Annotated in this window: 20 protein-coding genes; 15 read left to right on the top strand and 5 right to left on the bottom strand. The window is 52.7% G+C overall.

What is annotated here, in order from left to right:
- Positions 1-24: 24 nt before the first annotated feature.
- The 10 genes from B4C79_RS03250 to B4C79_RS03205 all read left to right on the top strand — a co-directional run bounded on the left by B4C79_RS03250 (position 25) and on the right by B4C79_RS03205 (position 6,645).
- A complete protein-coding gene (locus B4C79_RS03250; RefSeq protein ID WP_171101213.1) occupies positions 25-444 on the top strand; it encodes a VOC family protein in 420 nt (139 codons plus the stop codon).
- Between the two features lie 328 nt (positions 445-772).
- Positions 773-1,654: a DNA alkylation repair protein gene (locus B4C79_RS03245; protein WP_291741868.1), complete on the top strand. Its 882-nt coding sequence runs from the start codon at positions 773-775 to the stop codon at positions 1,652-1,654.
- A gap of 185 nt (positions 1,655-1,839) precedes the next feature.
- On the top strand, positions 1,840-2,589 hold the full coding sequence (locus B4C79_RS03240; protein WP_291741864.1) for a hypothetical protein: 750 nt from the start codon (positions 1,840-1,842) through the stop codon (positions 2,587-2,589).
- A 338-nt stretch (positions 2,590-2,927) separates the two neighbouring features.
- Complete coding sequence (locus tag B4C79_RS03235) at positions 2,928-3,386, top strand: SRPBCC family protein (protein ID WP_291741861.1); 459 nt, start codon at positions 2,928-2,930, stop codon at positions 3,384-3,386.
- Between the two features lie 110 nt (positions 3,387-3,496).
- The gene (locus tag B4C79_RS03230; RefSeq protein ID WP_291741858.1) at positions 3,497-4,216 is read left to right on the top strand and encodes a hypothetical protein; all 720 of its coding nucleotides are present in this window, start codon (positions 3,497-3,499) and stop codon (positions 4,214-4,216) included.
- A 70-nt stretch (positions 4,217-4,286) separates the two neighbouring features.
- Positions 4,287-4,850, top strand: a complete 564-nt coding sequence (locus B4C79_RS03225; protein ID WP_291741855.1) for a chlorite dismutase family protein — start codon at positions 4,287-4,289, stop codon at positions 4,848-4,850.
- A gap of 90 nt (positions 4,851-4,940) precedes the next feature.
- Positions 4,941-5,330, top strand: coding sequence for a hypothetical protein (locus B4C79_RS03220; RefSeq protein WP_291751703.1), 390 nt, complete (start codon positions 4,941-4,943; stop codon positions 5,328-5,330).
- A gap of 16 nt (positions 5,331-5,346) precedes the next feature.
- Positions 5,347-5,865: a mismatch-specific DNA-glycosylase gene (locus tag B4C79_RS03215; protein WP_291739979.1), complete on the top strand. Its 519-nt coding sequence runs from the start codon at positions 5,347-5,349 to the stop codon at positions 5,863-5,865.
- Between the two features lie 42 nt (positions 5,866-5,907).
- On the top strand, positions 5,908-6,420 hold the full coding sequence (locus B4C79_RS03210; RefSeq protein ID WP_240965847.1) for a lipocalin family protein: 513 nt from the start codon (positions 5,908-5,910) through the stop codon (positions 6,418-6,420).
- A gap of 3 nt (positions 6,421-6,423) precedes the next feature.
- Positions 6,424-6,645: a TIGR02450 family Trp-rich protein gene (locus B4C79_RS03205; protein ID WP_291739976.1), complete on the top strand. Its 222-nt coding sequence runs from the start codon at positions 6,424-6,426 to the stop codon at positions 6,643-6,645.
- Here the strand turns inward: B4C79_RS03205 and B4C79_RS03200 are convergent, their stop codons facing one another.
- Genes B4C79_RS03200 through B4C79_RS03185 form a run of 4 tightly spaced genes read right to left on the bottom strand, consistent with a single transcriptional unit; the run spans position 6,646 to position 11,984 of the window.
- Positions 6,646-8,541 carry a hypothetical protein gene (locus B4C79_RS03200; RefSeq protein ID WP_291751701.1) on the bottom strand — a complete coding sequence of 632 codons (1,896 nt, stop codon included), beginning with the start codon at positions 8,539-8,541 and terminating at the stop codon, positions 6,646-6,648.
- 19 nt (positions 8,542-8,560) lie between these two features.
- Positions 8,561-9,703 carry a Gfo/Idh/MocA family protein gene (locus tag B4C79_RS03195; protein WP_291715620.1) on the bottom strand — a complete coding sequence of 381 codons (1,143 nt, stop codon included), beginning with the start codon at positions 9,701-9,703 and terminating at the stop codon, positions 8,561-8,563.
- Between the two features lie 24 nt (positions 9,704-9,727).
- Entirely contained in the window at positions 9,728-10,873 is a 1,146-nt protein-coding gene (locus B4C79_RS03190) for an ATP-grasp domain-containing protein (RefSeq protein WP_291739549.1), read from the bottom strand.
- Positions 10,866-11,984 (bottom strand): DegT/DnrJ/EryC1/StrS family aminotransferase, encoded by a 1,119-nt coding sequence (locus B4C79_RS03185; protein ID WP_291739548.1) that lies wholly within the window; start codon positions 11,982-11,984, stop codon positions 10,866-10,868. The genes B4C79_RS03190 and B4C79_RS03185 overlap by 8 nt, the downstream gene beginning before the upstream one ends.
- Positions 11,985-12,161: 177 nt before the next feature.
- On the opposite strand from B4C79_RS03185, the gene B4C79_RS03180 reads away from it, so the two are divergent.
- A complete protein-coding gene (locus tag B4C79_RS03180) occupies positions 12,162-13,019 on the top strand; it encodes an undecaprenyl-diphosphate phosphatase (protein ID WP_291739547.1) in 858 nt (285 codons plus the stop codon).
- Positions 13,020-13,036: 17 nt separating this feature from the next.
- Positions 13,037-14,416, top strand: coding sequence for an FAD-binding domain-containing protein (locus B4C79_RS03175; RefSeq protein ID WP_291739546.1), 1,380 nt, complete (start codon positions 13,037-13,039; stop codon positions 14,414-14,416).
- A 13-nt stretch (positions 14,417-14,429) separates the two neighbouring features.
- On the opposite strand, the gene B4C79_RS03170 is transcribed toward B4C79_RS03175, so the two are convergent.
- Positions 14,430-15,089: a TetR/AcrR family transcriptional regulator gene (locus B4C79_RS03170; protein WP_291739545.1), complete on the bottom strand. Its 660-nt coding sequence runs from the start codon at positions 15,087-15,089 to the stop codon at positions 14,430-14,432.
- A gap of 101 nt (positions 15,090-15,190) precedes the next feature.
- On the opposite strand from B4C79_RS03170, the gene B4C79_RS03165 reads away from it, so the two are divergent.
- Genes B4C79_RS03165 through B4C79_RS03155 form a run of 3 tightly spaced genes read left to right on the top strand, consistent with a single transcriptional unit; the run spans position 15,191 to position 18,605 of the window.
- Positions 15,191-16,651, top strand: coding sequence for a hypothetical protein (locus tag B4C79_RS03165; protein ID WP_291739544.1), 1,461 nt, complete (start codon positions 15,191-15,193; stop codon positions 16,649-16,651).
- A gap of 26 nt (positions 16,652-16,677) precedes the next feature.
- Complete coding sequence (locus B4C79_RS03160) at positions 16,678-18,015, top strand: DUF1329 domain-containing protein (RefSeq protein WP_171101184.1); 1,338 nt, start codon at positions 16,678-16,680, stop codon at positions 18,013-18,015.
- Between the two features lie 32 nt (positions 18,016-18,047).
- Positions 18,048-18,605 (top strand): YaeQ family protein, encoded by a 558-nt coding sequence (locus tag B4C79_RS03155; RefSeq protein ID WP_291740994.1) that lies wholly within the window; start codon positions 18,048-18,050, stop codon positions 18,603-18,605.
- Positions 18,606-18,614: the final 9 nt, after the last annotated feature.

The following is an 18,614-nucleotide window of genomic DNA, read 5'->3' as shown; positions in this document are numbered from 1 at the left end:
TCAACAACCTGGGGGAACCAAACCATGTCCAAAATGATTTTCGTGAATTTGCCCGTAATGGATCTCGACGCATCAATAACTTTCTACAAGTCCATCGGCTTTGAGAACAACCCACAGTTCACTGACGATACCGCTGCTTGTATGGTGTGGAGCGAGGCGATCAACGTCATGCTGCTTACACACGCCAAGTGGCGTACTTTCACCAACCGTCCTATTCCGCCAGCAACATCTAGCGAAGTCATGCTTGCCTTGTCGTGCGATAGTCGCGAAGCCGTCGATGCCATGAACGAGGCGGCTGCAGCAAATGGCGGAACAGCAGACATCAACCCCGCTCAGGAGCTTGGCTTTATGTATAACCGTAACCTTGCGGATCCCGACGGTCACGTCTGGGAGGCGATGTGGATGGACCTAGCAGCTATGCCTTCGAGCGGTTCAACGAGTTAAGGAGCGGGGCTCCCAGCCATATAAAAGCAAGATCGAATCTCTGGCGCAGCACGGTTGCATGGCATGCTGCTTCTTGGAAACTTCGCTATTGGAAGCGGGCTGTGGAGTCTCTTCATATTGACTATTGGAATCGGTTTTCTAGTTGCAACCAATCGGTATGTTCATTTGATCTGTGGGCAAGAAAATATTAGCTTCGATTCATGAATGATCTCCCAGTCTCAATTAATCTAAAGTATTGTCGAGTCAAATGCACAACGCCCTACACATCGCCACCGCCATCAACCGCAGACCTGTCGGCTTGGCAAACACTTCTCGGAATTGAAATCTAATGCAGCCACGTCCTCCCACCGTTCCACTGGCGCCCAACGCGATTCAAAAAGGCACACCATTGAAGGTCTTGATGAACCGGGAGTTGATTGAGTGCCTGGCTCAAAACATTTTGTATGCGTACAAGACATTTCCAGCCGAGGCGTTTTGCAAGCATGCACTGACCAATCTTGAACCCCTGGAGCTGATGCAGCGTGCCCAACATATTGCAAAATCGTTGCGGGAATTTTTACCCGGCAATTACCAGCAAGCTGTGTCCATTCTGATTGATTCCTTCACTCCGGCAGACACTGAAGTGGGGACCTTGGGACTGGCTGGGTTTTTCTACATGCCACACAGTTTTTTCATTGCTGATTTCGGTTTGGACCCAAGTTACAACGACGGCAACGATCCATTCGATATCTCCATGCAGGCGTTGCGTGAACTCACCATGCGGTTTACGGCAGAGTTTGCCATTCGACCTTTTCTCATACACCATCAAGTGCGCACTCTGGAACAAGTTGGCAAGTGGCTAATTGACCCTAACCCGCATGTAAGGCGACTGTGCAGTGAGGGCACACGCCCCAAGCTGCCTTGGGGAAAACGGATTCAGTCATTTGTAGCGAACCCGCAGCCCACATTGCCCATACTCGAACACCTTAAATACGACGAGTCGTTGTATGTGCGCCGCAGTGTGGCCAACCATCTTGGGGATATCGCCAAAGACCACCCAGAGATTGCCTTTTCAACTTGTGAGCGCTGGCTTCAGGCGAATGCGTCCGATGAATTGAAGTGGGTGGTGCGCCATGCGGTGCGTTACCATGCGAAGAAGGGCGATGCCAGGGCTTTGGAAATTCGGGTGAAGGCGAAGGCCAGTTTGATGCGCACAAAGCGAGGGCAGTGAATAGTACTTGAAATTATTCAAGCGAGCGGTTCAATAGACAAGTCAATATTGTTTCAAGCCCGGCTGCGGGTCTTGATGTGCTGTAGCCTCCCCCCTCAAATTTGTCGTTCTAACTCGCTTACGGGTGCCCTAGAATTGTGATCTTCTGATCACTTCATTAATGTCCTTCGAAGGAAATTCTTTCAATGCGTTTAGTTAGCCTTCTGTTCCTTGCTGCCATGCTGGCTGGTTGTGCCACGGCCCCTCAACTGCCTAAAATCGAATCGTCTCGAGGTGACCGAATCGGCGTCTTGGTTGAGGTGGGTGGTAATCCTGCGCACACCCACGTTGGCACCACGGTGTTTAACAACTTTGTGAAAAAGTATCCTTACCAGTGGAATTTGGGTGTGGACGTCCGACGCACCATTGAGCGTTCAGTGAAAGAAGCAGGCTTCACTGTAGTGGATCTTCGCCAGGAGGGATTTGATTATCAGAAAGTGACAGGTTTGATTCAAGCCACTGGTGACCAGTGGCAAGTGGCAGCAGGCAAGAAAGAAATATTTCGTCAATTGCGTGAGCAGCACAAGTTAAAAGCCTTGATCGTTGTGAAAGATGCCCGGGTAGTGGCAACACTGGAATGCGGTGGAGGCCCCTGTACAGAGCGGTACGTGGATCACTCCGGTTTGTACACTCGCAGTGTTTTTGGTTATACCAGTTACAGGGCAGTGGCGGCTTTCCCTTGGGAGGTATACGTGCTTGATCCTGTTGCAGATATCGCCAAGGCCGAACCTTTGCGCCGAAGTCTTGGAGAGTCCTCATATTTCTTGCGTGGTTTTAAATCGCCCGCCGATTTTGAGAACTTGACTGAGGCGGAATTTGCGCCAGTCCGAGACGGAATTCTGAGTTTCACGCAAGAAGCATCCAATGCGGTGGTCAGGGCTTTGAATGTGAAGTAAGTAACTGAGTTATCCAAAACATTCCTGTCAATAACAACCATGGTGAGCGAGGGGTACTTGGTATTGACATAAAGCATTGTGTGTTCCGGTAACTTGGTTACCCACTCAGTGTTTGCGCGCAGCGTCACATTCGCGATACATGGCATATTTACATCGTTATTCAAAAAATTGCTGAAAGGAACTGGGGCTACCAGGGCGTGTTGACCGACGACTGGAAGAAAGTCCAATCCCGGTAATTGATCCATAGCATCCTTGAACAAAAAGATTTCTGTACAACTGTCGATTCTGCCTTGTCCCGTTCGACTATCCAGGTAGGCACAATTTTCAAGGAGATGACGATGTCGAACAACACAGGTACAGTGAAGTTGCACAGGGTATTGCGCGCGCCAGCAGAACGGGTTTACAAGGCGTTCACCGATAAAAGTGCGTTGGAGTATTGGCTGCCGCCTTATGGTTTCACTGGCAGTATTCAAGAGATTGACGCGCGTGTGGGTGGTGGCTACCGTATGTCGTTCATTAACTTCAGCACTGGCGGTAGGCACTCATTCGAGGTGAAATACATTGAGCTTGTACCCAATCAACGCATTCGCCACACGGATCGCTTTGACGACGAAAGCCTTCCTGGTGAAATGATGGTGACCATCGATTTGAAACCTGTGTTTTGTGGAACAGAACTGCACATCGTTCAAGAAGGGATTCCCGCCGTAATTCCCGTTGAAATGTGTTATCTGGGCTGGCAAGAATCGCTTGAACAACTTGTCAAATTGGTTGAACCCAGTATTCCGGACAACGGCTAAAAGAACATCAGATCAAACTCTGGGGTGTCGGATTTTTGTTGGCGTGAAGTCCGTTTTTTCTGCTGAGACACCCCTTTTCAACCATAATCTGATTTTGAGTAAGGCCAACCATGATCCAGTTCTCCTCGATCCCGTTTTTGATGGTTGCTGTGTCAGCATTTCCATACCTGCTTGCGCGCCATGCGTATGCCAACAACTTTATCGACAAAGCACAGCGCAACAGTGTCGCAGCTTTGTCATTCCTGGTTTTTACATGGGGTGTTATCTCGGCTGCTCTGGCTTATCAGGGTTTCTATTCCAGCCCAGAATTTTTTTCGCTCTACCCAGGGTTGTGGTTTCCTTTCATTCCCCTCTTGGTGGTGGCCATTCCATTGCTGCTGTTCCCTCGATTACGCAGTGCATTAAACACAGCAGGTAAGGTCGTGCCCTTGCGTTGGTTTGCATATTTCCAGGTACTGCGTGTTGCGGCAATTGGCACTGCAATAAAAACTTATCAAGGCGAGTTCCCACGATCCGTTGAGCTTTGGGTGGGTGTACCCGATTTGTTGTTCGGATTGTCCGCAATCGCAGTGGCATGGCATATGACAAAACGCCCTGTCACACGCAATTTCTGGATTACATGGCATGCGATTGGAGCGGGTATTATTTTGATGCTTGGCATGGTGGTCATCAACATGAGTCTGCCCGGCATTTTTCAGGTGTGGGCTGAGCCACCTACTTTTGAGGTGGCCATGCAGTTTCCAATGGCCTTGGCACCCAGCATGATTGTGCCATTGCTTGTAGCGGGTAACCTGTGGGCGATTTATGCATATGTACAGCGCCTGAACTGAAAAATTTGTCCGCAAATCATCCGGTTCAGATTAAACTAATTGTATTAGTTGCCTAATACATAGATTTCACATGAACAATCACTATTCATTCATCGGTGGCCACGAGGGCCAGTGGCAGGTTACCCGCTGCGCTGCGATTGTGGGCGCACCTGTTGAGGCCGTAGAAAGGCTGAACGTGGTGAACACCCCAGCAAGCCAGCTAAACCAGCTAAACCAGCGCGGTACTTGGGTACTTCAGGGTTTTACCAGCAATGTGCGTTATGCCGAGCGCCATGAAATTACCCAACTACGCGCCAGGCAAGAGGGCTTGAATCGACCTGCCTCTACCTGTGCTGCGCTTATTCCAATCAAGAAAAATGCGCAGTGGTGGGCTTTGTCGCAAGATGAACGCCGTGCAATATTCGAGGCACAGTCGCACCACACTGAAATTGGATTGGCTTACCTGCCCGAAATTGCCCGGCAATTGCATCACTCGCGTGATCTTGGTGAGCCTTTTGACTTTTTAACCTGGTTTGAATTTGCGCCAGAGCACACCGATGTATTTGATGAGTTGCTCGTGAAATTACGGGCTTCGGAGGAATGGAAGTATGTGGAGCGTGAAGTGGACATTCGCTTGATCAAGGACCCAGCGTGAAAACACGATGTGCAGTATTTATCGCAACCAGCCTGGGTGGTTGAAAAGTCGTAACTGGTCATGCTCTGAGGCAATACGTTGGAGAAAAGTATGGAAAAGCGCAAACAGGTTCTCATTGTTGGTTTGCAACCGGAGTTAATTGACTTTTCCAGCCCTGAATATGCGGCCTTCCCTGGGCTGACGGCCGAAAAGGTGATGGCAGGGTTGAATGCCGGCGCGGCTAGTTTGAAAGCACAAGGTTATGAAGCTGAACTGTGCCTGACCGACTTTGGTGCCACGGCTGAAGACGTGCTTCGAAACGCTTTAATCCAGAAACAATATGATTGCGTGTTGGTGGGTGCAGGCGTTAGAACAGTGCCCACACATTTTCTGCTGTTTGAGAAAATAATCAACACCATCCATGCGCATGCACCGAGTGCGAAAATCTGCTTTAACACCAATCCCGGTGACACGGCCGAGGCTGTAAATCGCTGGGTTTAAAAGGGATTCTGCCGAGGTGCCAGTTTTACCCGACGTTCTTCAGCCGGACTTAGACATCATATTCTGCGGCACCGCCCCCGGTACGGTATCCGCCCAGCGTGGTGCGTATTACGCCAACGCAGGCAATGCCTTTTGGCGAACGTTGTTTGAGGTGGGCTTAACGCCGCAGCAGGTTTCACCGGTAGATTTTCAAAGCATCACCCAGTACAAGCTTGGGCTAACTGACCTGGCCAAGCAGGTGTATGGCGCAGACAGTTCACTGAAGAAAAGTGACTTCGCGCCAAATGACTTGCGTAGAAAAATTCTGCACTGCACCCCTAAAGTTCTGGCCTTCACCAGCAAGCGTGCTGGGCAAGAATTTTTGGGTGGTAAAGTGAACTATGGTTTACAAGCAGAAAAAATTGGCAACACAGTTTTGTTCGTATTGCCTTCACCTTCCGGCCTGGCGCGCAGCCATTGGAGTATTAAGCCATGGTGTGATTTAGCCAGGTTAGTAAACAGTGTGCCCAGCACTTCAACTATTCAATCAATCTAAAAGCATTCGATGAAATTACTAATTTCGTGTTTAACGAGTTTCATGATTCTCGTGCCCGCACTTGCGGCCAACCCGCCTCAACCGCTTCAAACAATTCAGTCGCTGGATATTCCCCGTTACATGGGCACCTGGTTTGAAATTGCGAAGTATCCAAACCGGTTTCAGAAACAATGTGTGCGCAATACCAGCGCTGAGTATTCATTACAAAAAGACGGCACTGTGAAAGTATTGAACCGTTGCCAACAGGCCAGCGGCGACATGGATGAAGCCGAGGGCCAGGCTCGTCAAATTGGAGGTTTGAAGTCGCCAAAACTGGAAGTGCGTTTTGCACCCGCGTGGTTAAGTTGGCTGCCCATGGTATGGGGCAAGTACTGGGTGATCGACCTGGATCCCGAATACCAGTTGGTGGCAGTGAGCGAGCCCAGCCGTGAATACCTGTGGGTATTGGCCCGCACGCAACAAGTGGACAAAGCCAAATACGATGCACTGCTGCAACGCCTGAAAGCCAAAGGTTTTGATTTGAACAAGCTTGAACTGTCGCCGCAAGGCAGTTAAACCATGCGCCAGTTGAACCCCAAGAAATTGCTGCTCAGCAAGTGGACCGCCGCAAAGCCCGTGAACAAGGAAAAGCATTTTCTGGTTCGCAGTGCGGTGAAGCCAGCCAGCGAAGATTTACCCATTGAACACTTTGAACTGGAAGCTGTGCATTCAGGCCGAACACAAATTATTCACTGGCGGGATTTGCAAGACGAAGCGCAATGGTTGCAGGGGTGGAAGTAATTACTTCCACCTACCTTGCGCTTCAATCACCAAACCTCGTGGCCCGCGCACTTCATTCTGGTTTGCATAGGCCCAGTTCAAGGCCTTGCACATTTCATCTGAAAACTCGTTTTCGTGTTGCTGATGCAAATCCATGAACTGTTTGGATGCCACCATGGCGCGCAATTCCTCAAGCAGGCCCGGCTCGTTGATGTAACGCACCACGCCATGCACATAGTTTTCAACTGAATCGGCCACGCAGTATTCAGCCAGTCCTAGCGAAGCCAAAATGTCGTAGTCACTGCGAGAATGGGGTTCGGCACCGATCAGGCTGACCACGGGCAGGCCCAACACCATGCAATCGATGGTGCTGGTGGCGTTGCCAAACGGGAAGGGGCTGAGTGCCAGGTGGTGCTGGTTGAGCATGTTCAGGTAGGCTTCATAACCCGTGCGGCGGGCCACCACGGCGGTGGGGAAGAAGCTGCGCAGGCGTTTCTCGGTTGAAAGGTGACCAACACCATATTCATTGGGGAAGAAGGTGAAGCGAATCGGCTTGGCCGAGAGGCGTTCAATCTCCTTCAGCGTAGTCATGAAGCCCAGGTTGATCTTCATGGTGTTGCAGGGCACCGCAATCGACACCACAGCGTCATCCAGCACCGCGGGTGGTGGCAGTTTCAAGTCTTTGTGGGCCTCGGCCACATTGCCAATTTCACTCTCCAGAATCAACATGTTCTCATTCACCACGCCGGAGCCGCCAAATACACGGGTGGTCACAAATGCTACGTCCATCTCGCTGCTAAAGCTGCTGGCCGGGTGGCCAAAGCTCATCGCTTGTAGTGGGGCCCAGCGCAGGTTTGCGAGTGAAATTCCCCAAGAGCGCATGCCCACGCTCATGAACCAGGCAATGTCGGGTGTACATTGGTTCAGCACCGGTTGCAGGTTCATTTCTTCTTCGGGTACTTCAATGAAGTCATCGAACAGGCCAATGGATTGGTCATCCACATCGGCTTTCATTGATACCACGACCATGTAGTAATCGCGTTTCAGGCGTTTGATCATGGGCGCATACCAACGGTACATGGCGTGCACCGACTTGAACGTTTCTGCAATCACCACCATCACGGGTTTGTTGTCGATATTCCCGGTGTGTCGCACGCTGCCAGCGGGTTTGGGCTGAATGCCTTTGGCCTTGTGCACACGCTTGAACCAGTGGTTAAGGTGCTTTTTAATTTCATGCTTGCGCGGGCTGGTACTGTAGCTGCACAGCATCCAGATATTGGAGATCAAAGCGCGGTATTGGTCCAAGGGGCGCAGTGCACTGTAGGGGTTGTACTCCTCCAGCAGGAAGGTGCGGCCAGCGTCGCCTGTCACGGTCAAGGGCAGGCGGTCGAGCAACAGGCCAATCGCCAACAGGGCCGAGGTTTCCGTGCTTTCCAGAGTCAGTTCTACCAGGTCGGCGGGGTCCAGATCGCCCACGCTGGCCAGCAGCAGGGCGCGTACCAAAGCGGGGTTGTCTGTCAGTTGTTTGGCTTTGCGCTCGTGTGCCTTGTTCAGCAACAGCTTGAGTACTGCGCGGTTGCTGCCGTAGCCGGACACCTCAAACACATGACTCATGAAGCGCTTTTGTTTGGTCAACACCAGCAAGCTATTCAAGCTCAGGGTGTGCTTCAGGTCGGTGAGTACATTCACGTATAGCGCGGCAAACCGCGTGCACAATTCGGTTGTGCCTTGTATGTTCAATTGCATCAAGCTGGCATACGGTTTGTTCTGGCACTCATTCACCAACACAGCCAACTGATTGATGGTTTTTTCTGCGTCCTGCTGTTGAATGAATACCCCACTCTCGATGTTTTGCAATTTTGCGTCAATGTCATCAAACAGCGGTTGTAGTTGTTCTTCCAGGCTTGCTGTGGTCATGGCTTAGACAATCTCAAACTTAAAGTTGAACGGTGCGGCCAGTGGCCGAGGCTTGTGCAATCGCCTGGCTCAAGGTGAGGCCTTCTGCAGCGACACCAGTCGACAAGGTGTAGGCATTCAGCTTCTCATCGCGCATGGCTTGTGCAATGTCGGCGTAGTAGTTGGCAAAGGCTTCGATAAAACCCGAGGGGTGGCCAGCCTTGAAGCGGTTGTAGCGGGGCTGTGCGGTTATTTCACTGCCCGTTGAAATTCGGTCAAGCAGCATGCGGTTGCCTGCTTCATCAGCGGCCTCAATCATTTCGGGGCTTTCCTGATGCCATTGCAAACTGCCCTTGGTACCAAACACGCGTATGCGCAAGCCATTGCGATAACCCAACACGGCTTTGCCATACCACGCATTGACCATCAGGTTGTTGCTGTATTGAATGACAGCATCCACTTCATCAATGAGCCCCGGCGATACGTTGGTGATTGCGCGTTGCCAGGCGTTGACTGTTTGAGGTGTGTTGCCGCACACAAAGTTCACAAGGCTGTGCAGGTGCACAAACAGGTCGAGCGACACACAGCTGATGTCGCCGTCTTCCAGCCGCCACGATTGAATGGCGTGGGTTTTGTTTTGGTTGCTCAGCCGCATGTAGGAGTCTTGTGGCATTTCCACCATCACCTTGAATACGCTGCCAATTGCCCCGCTTTCCACACGGCGTTTCATCTCTCGCACCGCGGGGTAGCCGGTGTAATTGAAGATTGAAAATACCTGGGTGTTGTCGGGCTGGACACGGGCCAGTAGTTCTTTGCATTCCTGCACATTGGCCAACAGGGGCTTGTCGGAGATGACCCGCAAGTTGTGGTCGAGTGCCAAATGAATGTACTGCGCATGCGACTTGATCGGCGTGGCAATCACCACCGCATCCACTTCGTGCTCTACAGCATCGATCAGCGCTTCTGCGCTGGGGTACAGTTTGTTGGCCGGCACATTGTACTGGCGGCCAGATTCAGCATTGAATTCCGGATTGCGGCTAAAGCACCCCGCCACCAGGTCGAATTCATTGTCCATTTTCATGGCAATTTCATGCACGCGGCCCACAGCCGAATTCACACCGCCGCCTATCATGGCGACCCTGATGGGTTTGTGCAGTGGTTTCAGTGCGTTGTATTTGCTCATGTTCAATGTCCTTTGCGTGGGGCTTTAACCATTGAAGGTGTAAAGCCTGCGCTGTGTGGCAAGGCTGGCCAGTGTTTGAAGTTCAACCGCGTTGGTGCAGCGTGCAAACAGCAGGGCGATGCGGCCTACCGGGCTGGGCGCAATGAAGTCGCCAGTGGCGGCAATGGGCACCCAACGCTCCATGTGTACCGGGTGGTTAAAGTGCAGGTGTTGCAACAAGCCTTCGTGGGGCAGGGTCAGTGTGTGGCGCAAAATGAAATTCTGCTTCAAAGGGCCAGGTGCTGCACGTTGACCCAAAAACCCTTTGGCGTAGCTGGCCACATAGGGAAAGCCGGTTGAAAGTTCAATCAACTGACTGTACAAATCGCCGGGGCAACGGCGGGTAATTTCAACCAGCCAGAATTCATTGCCTTTCAGCAAAAACTGGGTGTGCACCAAACCATCACACAGGCGCAGGCTTTGCGCCAAATGTTCAATTTCGCGGCGAATACGGGTGTGAACCTCCACCGGAAAATCGATGGCCAGGTGGCTGGTGTCGACCACAAAGCGGTTGGCCGAGCCATGTTCTATCACCACAAAGTCTTGCGCCACGCGGCCATTCACTACAAACGCAGAATGGCTGTACAACTGGCCTTCCACATATTCTTCGACCAAACAATCACCACTTCTCGATTCGGCTTTGGCGGTGCCAATTGCCTTGTGCAACTGACTGGTTTCGCCGGCCTGCACCACTGTAATGCCGCGGCCACTGTAGGCATCGACCGGTTTTACAATCACGGCGCAAGCAGGTGTTTCATCGTTGCCAAACACACGGGGTACCGACAAACCCTCGCGTTGTGCATAGCTGCGAAACTTCTGCTTGTGGTTGATGGTCTCTGTGGCCTCCAGGCGATCAATGCCAGGAAAGTGCAAGGTCTCCGACACTTCTGCGCAGGAGTAATACGAACGATCATTGCAACCGGGCACCAGGTACTCGATGCCCAGTTGGGTGCACAAATCGGCCAGAGCGGCGGGGCTGGAATAATCCAGTTGTTGGTAACCCGGCGTGGCCTTGGCCAGAAAGTCGTTGGGCTTGCCACCCGCAAACATCACCGTGTGCCCGGCGTTGCGCAGGTAGTTCAGGATAGGTCCTGAAGAGAAATTGGTGTCGACCAACAGCACCTTAGCCACGGCTGGCCTCGTCGATAATCACGCAAATGCGCGCCACATCTTCCAGTGGCAAGTCAGGGTAAATCGGCAGGCACAACACTTGTTCAGCGGCTTTGTGGGCATTGGGCAAATTGCGTGGCGCGGCGGAGGACAAACCACGGTACATGGGCATGCTGCTGATCAATGGGAAAAAATAGCGGCGACCATGGACACCGTGCTCTTGCAAACGGGCGTACAGCGCGTCGCGCGTAATGGGGTAGTGGGCATTCACGAAAATCGGAAAGTAAGCGCCGTTCCATTCCACATTCTCGGGCACAGCCATGTGTTCGATTCCGGGGACATTGGCCAGCAATTCGCGGTACAGGGCCTGTATGCGGTGGCGCTTTTCAATGGCCTGGTCCACATACTTCAATTGCAGCATGCCCATGGCGGCGTTCAGCTCGCTCATCTTGCCGTTGATGCCCGGTGCCATCACGGTGACCTCATCGGCAAAGCCGAAGTTTTTCAGGTAATCAATGCGTTGTTTCGTTTTGGCGTCTTTGCAAACAATGGCACCACCTTCAAAGGTGTTGAACACTTTGGTGGCATGCAGGCTGAGCACTGACAAATCACCGGCATTCAAAATGCTCTCGCCGTTTTGCTTTACGCCAAAGGCGTGGGCCGCGTCGTAAATCACCTTCAGGCCGTACACATCGGCAATGCGTTGAATCTCGGTGGTGTTGGCGGGCAGGCCATAGCAATGTACCGGCAAAATGGCACTGGTTTGCGGGGTAATGGCTTCTTCAATGCGGCGTGGGTCCAGGTTCAATGTGACCGGATCCACATCCACAAACACCGGTTGCAGGTCGTTCCACAGCAGCGAGTGGCTGGTGCACACGAATGAATAGGGCGTGGTGATCACTTCGCCTTGAATGCGCAAGGCTTTCAACGCAGTCATCAAAGCAATGGTGCCATTGCAAAACAGGGAAATGAAAGGCACACCCAAATTCTCGCACAGCGCCTTTTCAAGCTGCTGGTGATAAGGACCGTTGTTGGTCAGGGTTTTGCTGTCCCAAATCTGTTCCAGGTAGGGTATGAACTCCGCAAGCGGCGGCAGCGCTGGCTGCGTCACATAAATTTTCCGATGGTCCATACCCAAGCCTTTCTATTTGATTTTCCTCATTATCCCGGCTGGGTTGCACAATCATTTGTTAAATATCAGGCCTCTTTCCCCTTCAGAAAAATGTTTTCCCCCATTCAGGCTTGCTATAGTTCGCATTGAATTTGGCTTGAAAACGGCCTTTATTGATCTATTTACCGGGAATTCACTATGTTTGTTGCCGGCAACGGTGTGGGTTGGCTTGAGGCCGTTATCTTGGGGCTGATCCAGGGGCTAACCGAGTTTTTGCCCATTTCATCGAGTGCGCACCTGCGCATTATTGGCCCCATGTTGCCCTCGGGGCTCGACCCTGGCGCAGCCTTCACCGCCATTACACAACTTGGAACCGAACTCGCGGTGCTGGTGTATTTCCGCCAAGACATCGCCCGAATTTTTCTGGCCTGGTGTGGGTCCTTCAGACGCAAGGCCGCCAGTGGTGTGCCCATGAACCCCGATGCCCGCTTGGGTTGGCTGGTGATTGTGGGCACCTTGCCCATTGCTGTTTTGGGCCTGTTGTTTCAAGACCTGATTGAAACCTATCTGCGCAACCTGTACCTCACCGCGATCATGTTGATTGTGTTTGGCCTCATCCTAGGTTTTGCCGACAAGGTGGGCAAACGCCAAACCGAGCTGAGGGAAATGACCTGGCGCGACGGCATTGTGTTTGGTTTTGCGCAAGCCTTGGCACTCATTCCCGGTGTGAGCCGTTCAGGCGGAACCATCACCGCAGGTTTGCTGATGGGCTACACCCGAGAGGCAGCCGCGCGTTATTCCTTCTTGCTCGCGGTGCCCGCGGTGTTTGCTTCCGGTTTTTACCAGTTGTACAAAAGCTGGGGCGTGGCCGGCCCGGTCAGCCCGGCCAACACGGCCTTGGCAACCTTCATTGCCTTCTTTGTGGGCTATGCCGTCATTGTGTGGTTCCTCAAGCTGGTCAGTACGCGTGGCTACGGCCTGTTTGTGGTGTACCGTGTGGTGCTGGGTGTGGTGGTGTTGGCGCTGTTGGCAGCCGGGGTGTTGCAGCCGCTTTAAAGTTGCAGGAACGCAGTATGCAGGTGTTGTGGTTCAAACGGGATTTGCGTTTAAGCGACCACCTGCCGCTGTTTGAAGCCATGCGCAATGCCAAGCATCACGGGCTTGTGCTGCCCTTGTACATTCACGAACCCAGCCAAATTGCAGATGCGCACACTGCGCGCCAACACCAGTTGTTTGTGCATGAATGCCTGGATGATTTGAAGCAACAGTTTGCCCATGTGGGCGGTTATCTGCATGAGGAATTGGGCGAGGCGGTGGATGTGTTGGCCCGCCTGCATGCACAGTTCAAATTTACCCACGTTTGGGCACACCAGGAAACCACGCAGCTTGCACAATACCGACGCGATCAAGCCGTGGCGGCGTGGTGCAAAAGCATGGGTGTGGCGCTTCATGAATTTCCCCAAAACAATGTGCAGCGTGCCACCTTCATGGCCAATCCGTTTGCTGAAAAAATTAATTTTCAAACTTACCTGGACCGGGCGGCCCAAGAAGAAATCAAAAACCCGGCCGGGCGAAATTTGCAGGCCTTCTTCGCACCCCAACCCGCTGTTGAACTCAACCGTGCCACTGTGCCGCAGGCTGTGGGCGATGACAAACCATTGCGCATGAAAGGTGGCCGTGCGCAGGCCCGGGCAGTGGCCGCGAAATTTTTTACACCCGCCAAGTTGAGAAGTTATCCCTTCTCAATTTCCAGCCCTTTGAAAGCATGGAGTGGTTGTTCACGCCTGTCGCCTTATCTGGCTTATGGTGTAGTGAGCGACCGCGAGGTGCTGCAAAAACTCAATGCCTTGGTGAACAGGGTGCATGGGCAGGGTGATGCGACACACATTGCAAAAGTTGAAGATGCTGCGCGGTTTTATGTGGACAGGCTGATTTGGCGGCAAGGTTATTTGCAGCAGCTGGAGAACCACACGGGTTTGGAAACCGATGCTTTTTACTGCGATGAACCTGCGGAGGTGAATCAGGAATTCTTGAATGCCTGGCAGCAGGGCCGAACAGGCTTTGCCTATGTGGATGCCTGCCAGCGCTTTTTGCAACAAACAGGTTGGCTGAACATGCGGGCGCGGGCCATGTTGGTGTCGTTTGCGTGCGTGCAATTGGGTTTGCCGTGGCAACCCGTGGCCTTGTTTTTGGCACAGCAGTTTCTGGACTTCGAGCCCGCCATTCACTATGGGCAGGTGCGCATTGCAAGTGGCACCAGCCACTTTTCGCAAATGCTGGTGTACGACCCCTTGAAACAACAGGCCGAGCAAGACCCCAAAGGCGAGTTTGTGAAGCGCTGGTTGCCAGAACATGGCACTGCCAATTACCCAGCGCCTATCGTCGACAATGCGGAATCGTTAAAGCTGGGCAAGGCGCGCTTGCATGCCATGCGCCAGAGCCGGCTCGATTAAATAGGATTGTGCGTCAGGAGTACCCCTTCAGCCCCGCACTGATATATTCGTGAAACAGCCGTCGCATTTCCTTCAAACCACCGCTTTGGTTGACCAAGGGCAATAGCCTTTCATCGTGCATCACCATTGAAAAGTCGGCCAGACCATGAATGGCCGTATTCACGGCCAAATGCACCTTAAAACGCAGCTGTGCCTCAGAGTATTGCGGGAAAAATTCAAGCAAAGTGGGCGCAAACACATCCATGTAGGGGTTGAAGTAGCGGGTCAGAAACCGCTGTCCCTGTTCGCCGGTTTGCCAAGTGAGGCGGGACAAAAACTGTATGCACACCGCACCGGTTTCGCCGCTTGAAAACAGTTGCACAAAGGGATCAAAAATCAGTTCGCACAGGCGGGTCCATTCTTTGTGTTCGGGCGCGTTGCGTGCAAATTCGGTGTGGGCCTGCTTGCAGTGAACATCAAGCTGACCTGTCACAAAATCCACCACCTCTTCCACCAATCTATCTTTGGTTTTGAAGTGATAGTGCACCGCCGACCGGTTGCCCTGGCCTGACAGCTGCCGAATTTTGCTGAGCGTAACGCCCTCAATGCCGTGCTGTGCAAATTCATTCAACGCAATCCGTAACAGCTGTTCGCGAGTATCAACAACAAGGGTTGGGTCGGCTGCTTGATTCATGTATTTGTTTTTGTGAGTAAATTTCCGCTTGCCTGAATTAATACCTTGGTATTAATCTAGGGTGATTAAACACACTATAACGACAATTTCGGGAGACATGCGTGAAACTTTCTCAAGTATTCACGGCGGCTGTTGCTGGCACTGCATTCGCCTTGTTGGGTGCCTGTTCGTCTGAAGACGTACGCACCACAGCCAACCCTGGCGCTTCGCCTGCGGCCAGCAGCAATGTGCTCAGCAGTGAATCCTTGGCCCAGGCCATGGGCGGCAGCGAAACTCCCTTGGGTTTGGGGTGCGGCTGGATTGCCGCCAGCGATCCCGACAAAGCGAATATTGCGTTTCCCGACAGCGAGGCCAAATACTGGGTGGCCGCTGCGCCTGTCTCGCCGCAAACAAGGCTGCGAATTGACGGCCGTTACCCGGATGCCCGTTATTTTTCCTACAACGCATACGATGCCGCGCTGCGCCCAACAGATGCGGTGGCCGACTTTGAACTCACACCTTCTGATAAAGGTCGTGAAGGTAATCCCTTCGCGCGCAAGGGTGCCAAACCAGGTGGTGCTTACACGGCTTATCTGGAGTACGGCGCATCTCCAGTTCAAAATCCGGATGTGCAACGCAAGCCCAACACGTTTTACACAGGCGAGATCGGCCTTGGCCCTCTGAAAATTCCAAATGCCCTGGCCGTGTTTATTTACCGGGTTTATGTGTCGAACACCGGCGAGTTTTTCGACGGTGGTGTGGGCCTGCCTACCCTGACGCTTGAAACTGCCGATGGCAGTCGTGAGTTGGGAACACTCCCGAATTGTGCAGAACCCCTATTACCCAACGCCGGGGGCGCGCTCCCACCCTTGGGCCTCAATCAGCTGCTTTTGGGGCTTGATTATCCCAATCAGTTGGCTTTGCCCTTCCCAACGGCCACGAATCCGCCCAACACCTTGAAGTTTTTTAGCCTCGGTGACACCGCATTTCGAATTGCAGGCAATGTGACCGGGCAAGACACCAGCATGCTGGGTGGCCGGGTTGATTCAGGCTCGGGCGGCTTTTTGAGCAATGTACACAATGCCTACACCAGTACTGGTTTTGCTCGCCGCTACGGCAGCCTTGCCATGGTGCGTGCCAAAGCGCCTACCTATCGTGGCCAGGCAGGCGTGGAATTTGGGCAGGAGCAGTTGCGTTACTGGTCGCTGTGCGGCAATGAATTTGCCACACAACGCTTCACCGATTGCGCCGCCGATTTTCAAGTGCCACTGGATGATCAAGGATTTTTTACGGTGGTAATTTCCGATCCCGCTGATCGTCCAGCCAATGCCACGGCCGAGAACGGATTCCTGTGGTTGCCTTGGGGACCGTATCCTGATCAACTGCTGTTGTATCGCCACATGCTTCACAACCCGGAGTTTACGGAGGCGATCCAGAATGTGGAGAAGGGCGACGCGCTGGCCGATGTGATGAAAGATTTCGCGCCTGTCGGCATTTATTGCGATCCAAACGTTTTTACACAAAGCAATCGCAGTGGCGAGGTGTTCGCGCTGTGTGAACAAGATCAAAACACCAATCAATAACCACTCATTCTTGAGGAGACTATGAAATGGCAGTGCAAAAGTTGAAACACGGGTTGCTGGCCGCAGCAATCGTTCTGGGGAGTGGCGCAGCACTGGCCAATGACCTGTCTGAACTGGGCAAAAGCCTGACACCAGTGGGGGCTGAGAAAAAAGGCAACGCTGCTGGCACGATTCCCGACTGGACGGGTGGCTTGGTGGCAGTGCCCAAGGGTTTTGATCCAGCCAAAGGCTACATCAATCCTTTTGCAGACGAGAAACCACTGTTTACCATCAGTGCAGCCAACATGGCGCAGTACGCGGCCAACTTGACTCCTGGCCAGATGGAAATGATGAAGCGTTACCCCACTTACAAAATGAACGTGTACAAAACACATCGCACAGCCGGGTATCGCCAGTCAGTTTATGACAACGCCAAGGCTGAAGCACCGAATGTGAAGCTGGTCGATGGTGGCAATGGCGTGGAAGGCATCAAGAAGTCCAACATTCCTTTCCCGGTGCCCAAGAGCGGCGTTGAGGTGATCTGGAATCACAACTTCCGTGATCTCGGCGGCTCGTTCACTCGCTATTCAGCGGACTTCCCGGTTCAGACCGATGGATCCTTCACAGTGGGCAAGCGAATTGAGACTGTGTCGTTGGCATCTCACATGGACAGCCCGGAGCCCAACCGAATTTTGTACTTCATGAACCAGATTACAGCGCCCGCCAACGCGGCCGGCGAAGTTGCTTTGGTTCATGAGCCTATCAATCAGGTGGCTGAGCCGCGTTTGGCCTGGCAGTACAACCCCGGACAACGCCGTGTCATTCGTGCTCCTGAGCTGGCTTACGATTCACCCGGTATTGGCGCAGACGGCTTGCGTACCAACGACGACTTGAACGGCTTTAACGGTTCCCCCGATCGTTACGAGTGGAAGTTGGTGGGCAAGAAAGAAATGTACGTGCCCTACAACAACTACAAGTTGGCCGATCAAACCTTGAAGTACAGCAACATTATTCAGAAAAGCCATGTGAATCCTGACATGGTTCGTTATGAGTTGCACCGCGTTTGGGTGGTTGAGGCTACGCTGAAGCCCGGCAAGCGTCACATTTATGCCAAGCGCGTGTTTTACATCGACGAAGATTCATGGGGTGTATTGCACGCGGACCAGTACGACAGCCGCAATACCTTGTGGCGTGTTCGTGAAGTGTTCGGTACGCAGGCTTACCATGCACCTGCGTTTGCATCCTCTGGCGAGGTTATTTACGACTTGCAATCTCGCCGATACCTGGTGGGTGGTTTGACCAACGAAGAAAAGTTTGCCGAGTTTGGCAAGAAGTACTCGCCTGCGGACTTCTCCACGGCCGCCCTGCGCCGCATGGGTCGTTAATCCTGCAGTAATCGGTGATAATCGCGGTTTGAATGTTTCAAACCGCGAGTCGCCCCATGGCCCTTCGAGCCACCGTTTACAAAGTTCAACTGGATGTGTCCGACCTGGACCGCAACCACTTCGCCCAATACCCACTTACGCTTGCATTGCACCCTTCGGAAACCGAAGAGCGAATGATGGTTCGCCTGCTGGCATTTGCCATGCACGCCGGGCAAGACGTTCAGTTCGGGAAAGGTTTGTCGGCGGAGGATGAAGCTGCGGTGTGGGAAGTGGACCCCACTGGTCAAATCAAGGTGTGGATTGATGTGGGCCAACCCGATGAAAGCCGCATTAAAAAAGCCTGTGGCCGTTCAGACCGCGTGGTGATTTACTGCTATACCCGCTCAGCGGAGGTGTGGTGGAAACAAAACCAGGATTGGTTGAACAAACTGGACAAAGTACAGGTGCTGCAACTTAGTGTGGAAGATGGCGCAACGCTCGCTGGGCTGGCCCAACGCAACATGAACCTGGCTTGTACCATTCAGGAAGGCATGGTGTATTTGGGTGAGGCTGCGGTGCAGCCGATCACTTTGAAAAATACAACCGTGTAGGGAGGCAAT

Source organism: Limnobacter sp. UBA7229 (assembly GCF_002473065.1).
Classification (GTDB): domain Bacteria; phylum Pseudomonadota; class Gammaproteobacteria; order Burkholderiales; family Burkholderiaceae_B; genus Limnobacter; species Limnobacter profundi.
Note: the sequence above shows the minus strand (reverse complement) of the source record. Positions and strands in the feature narration are given on the sequence as shown.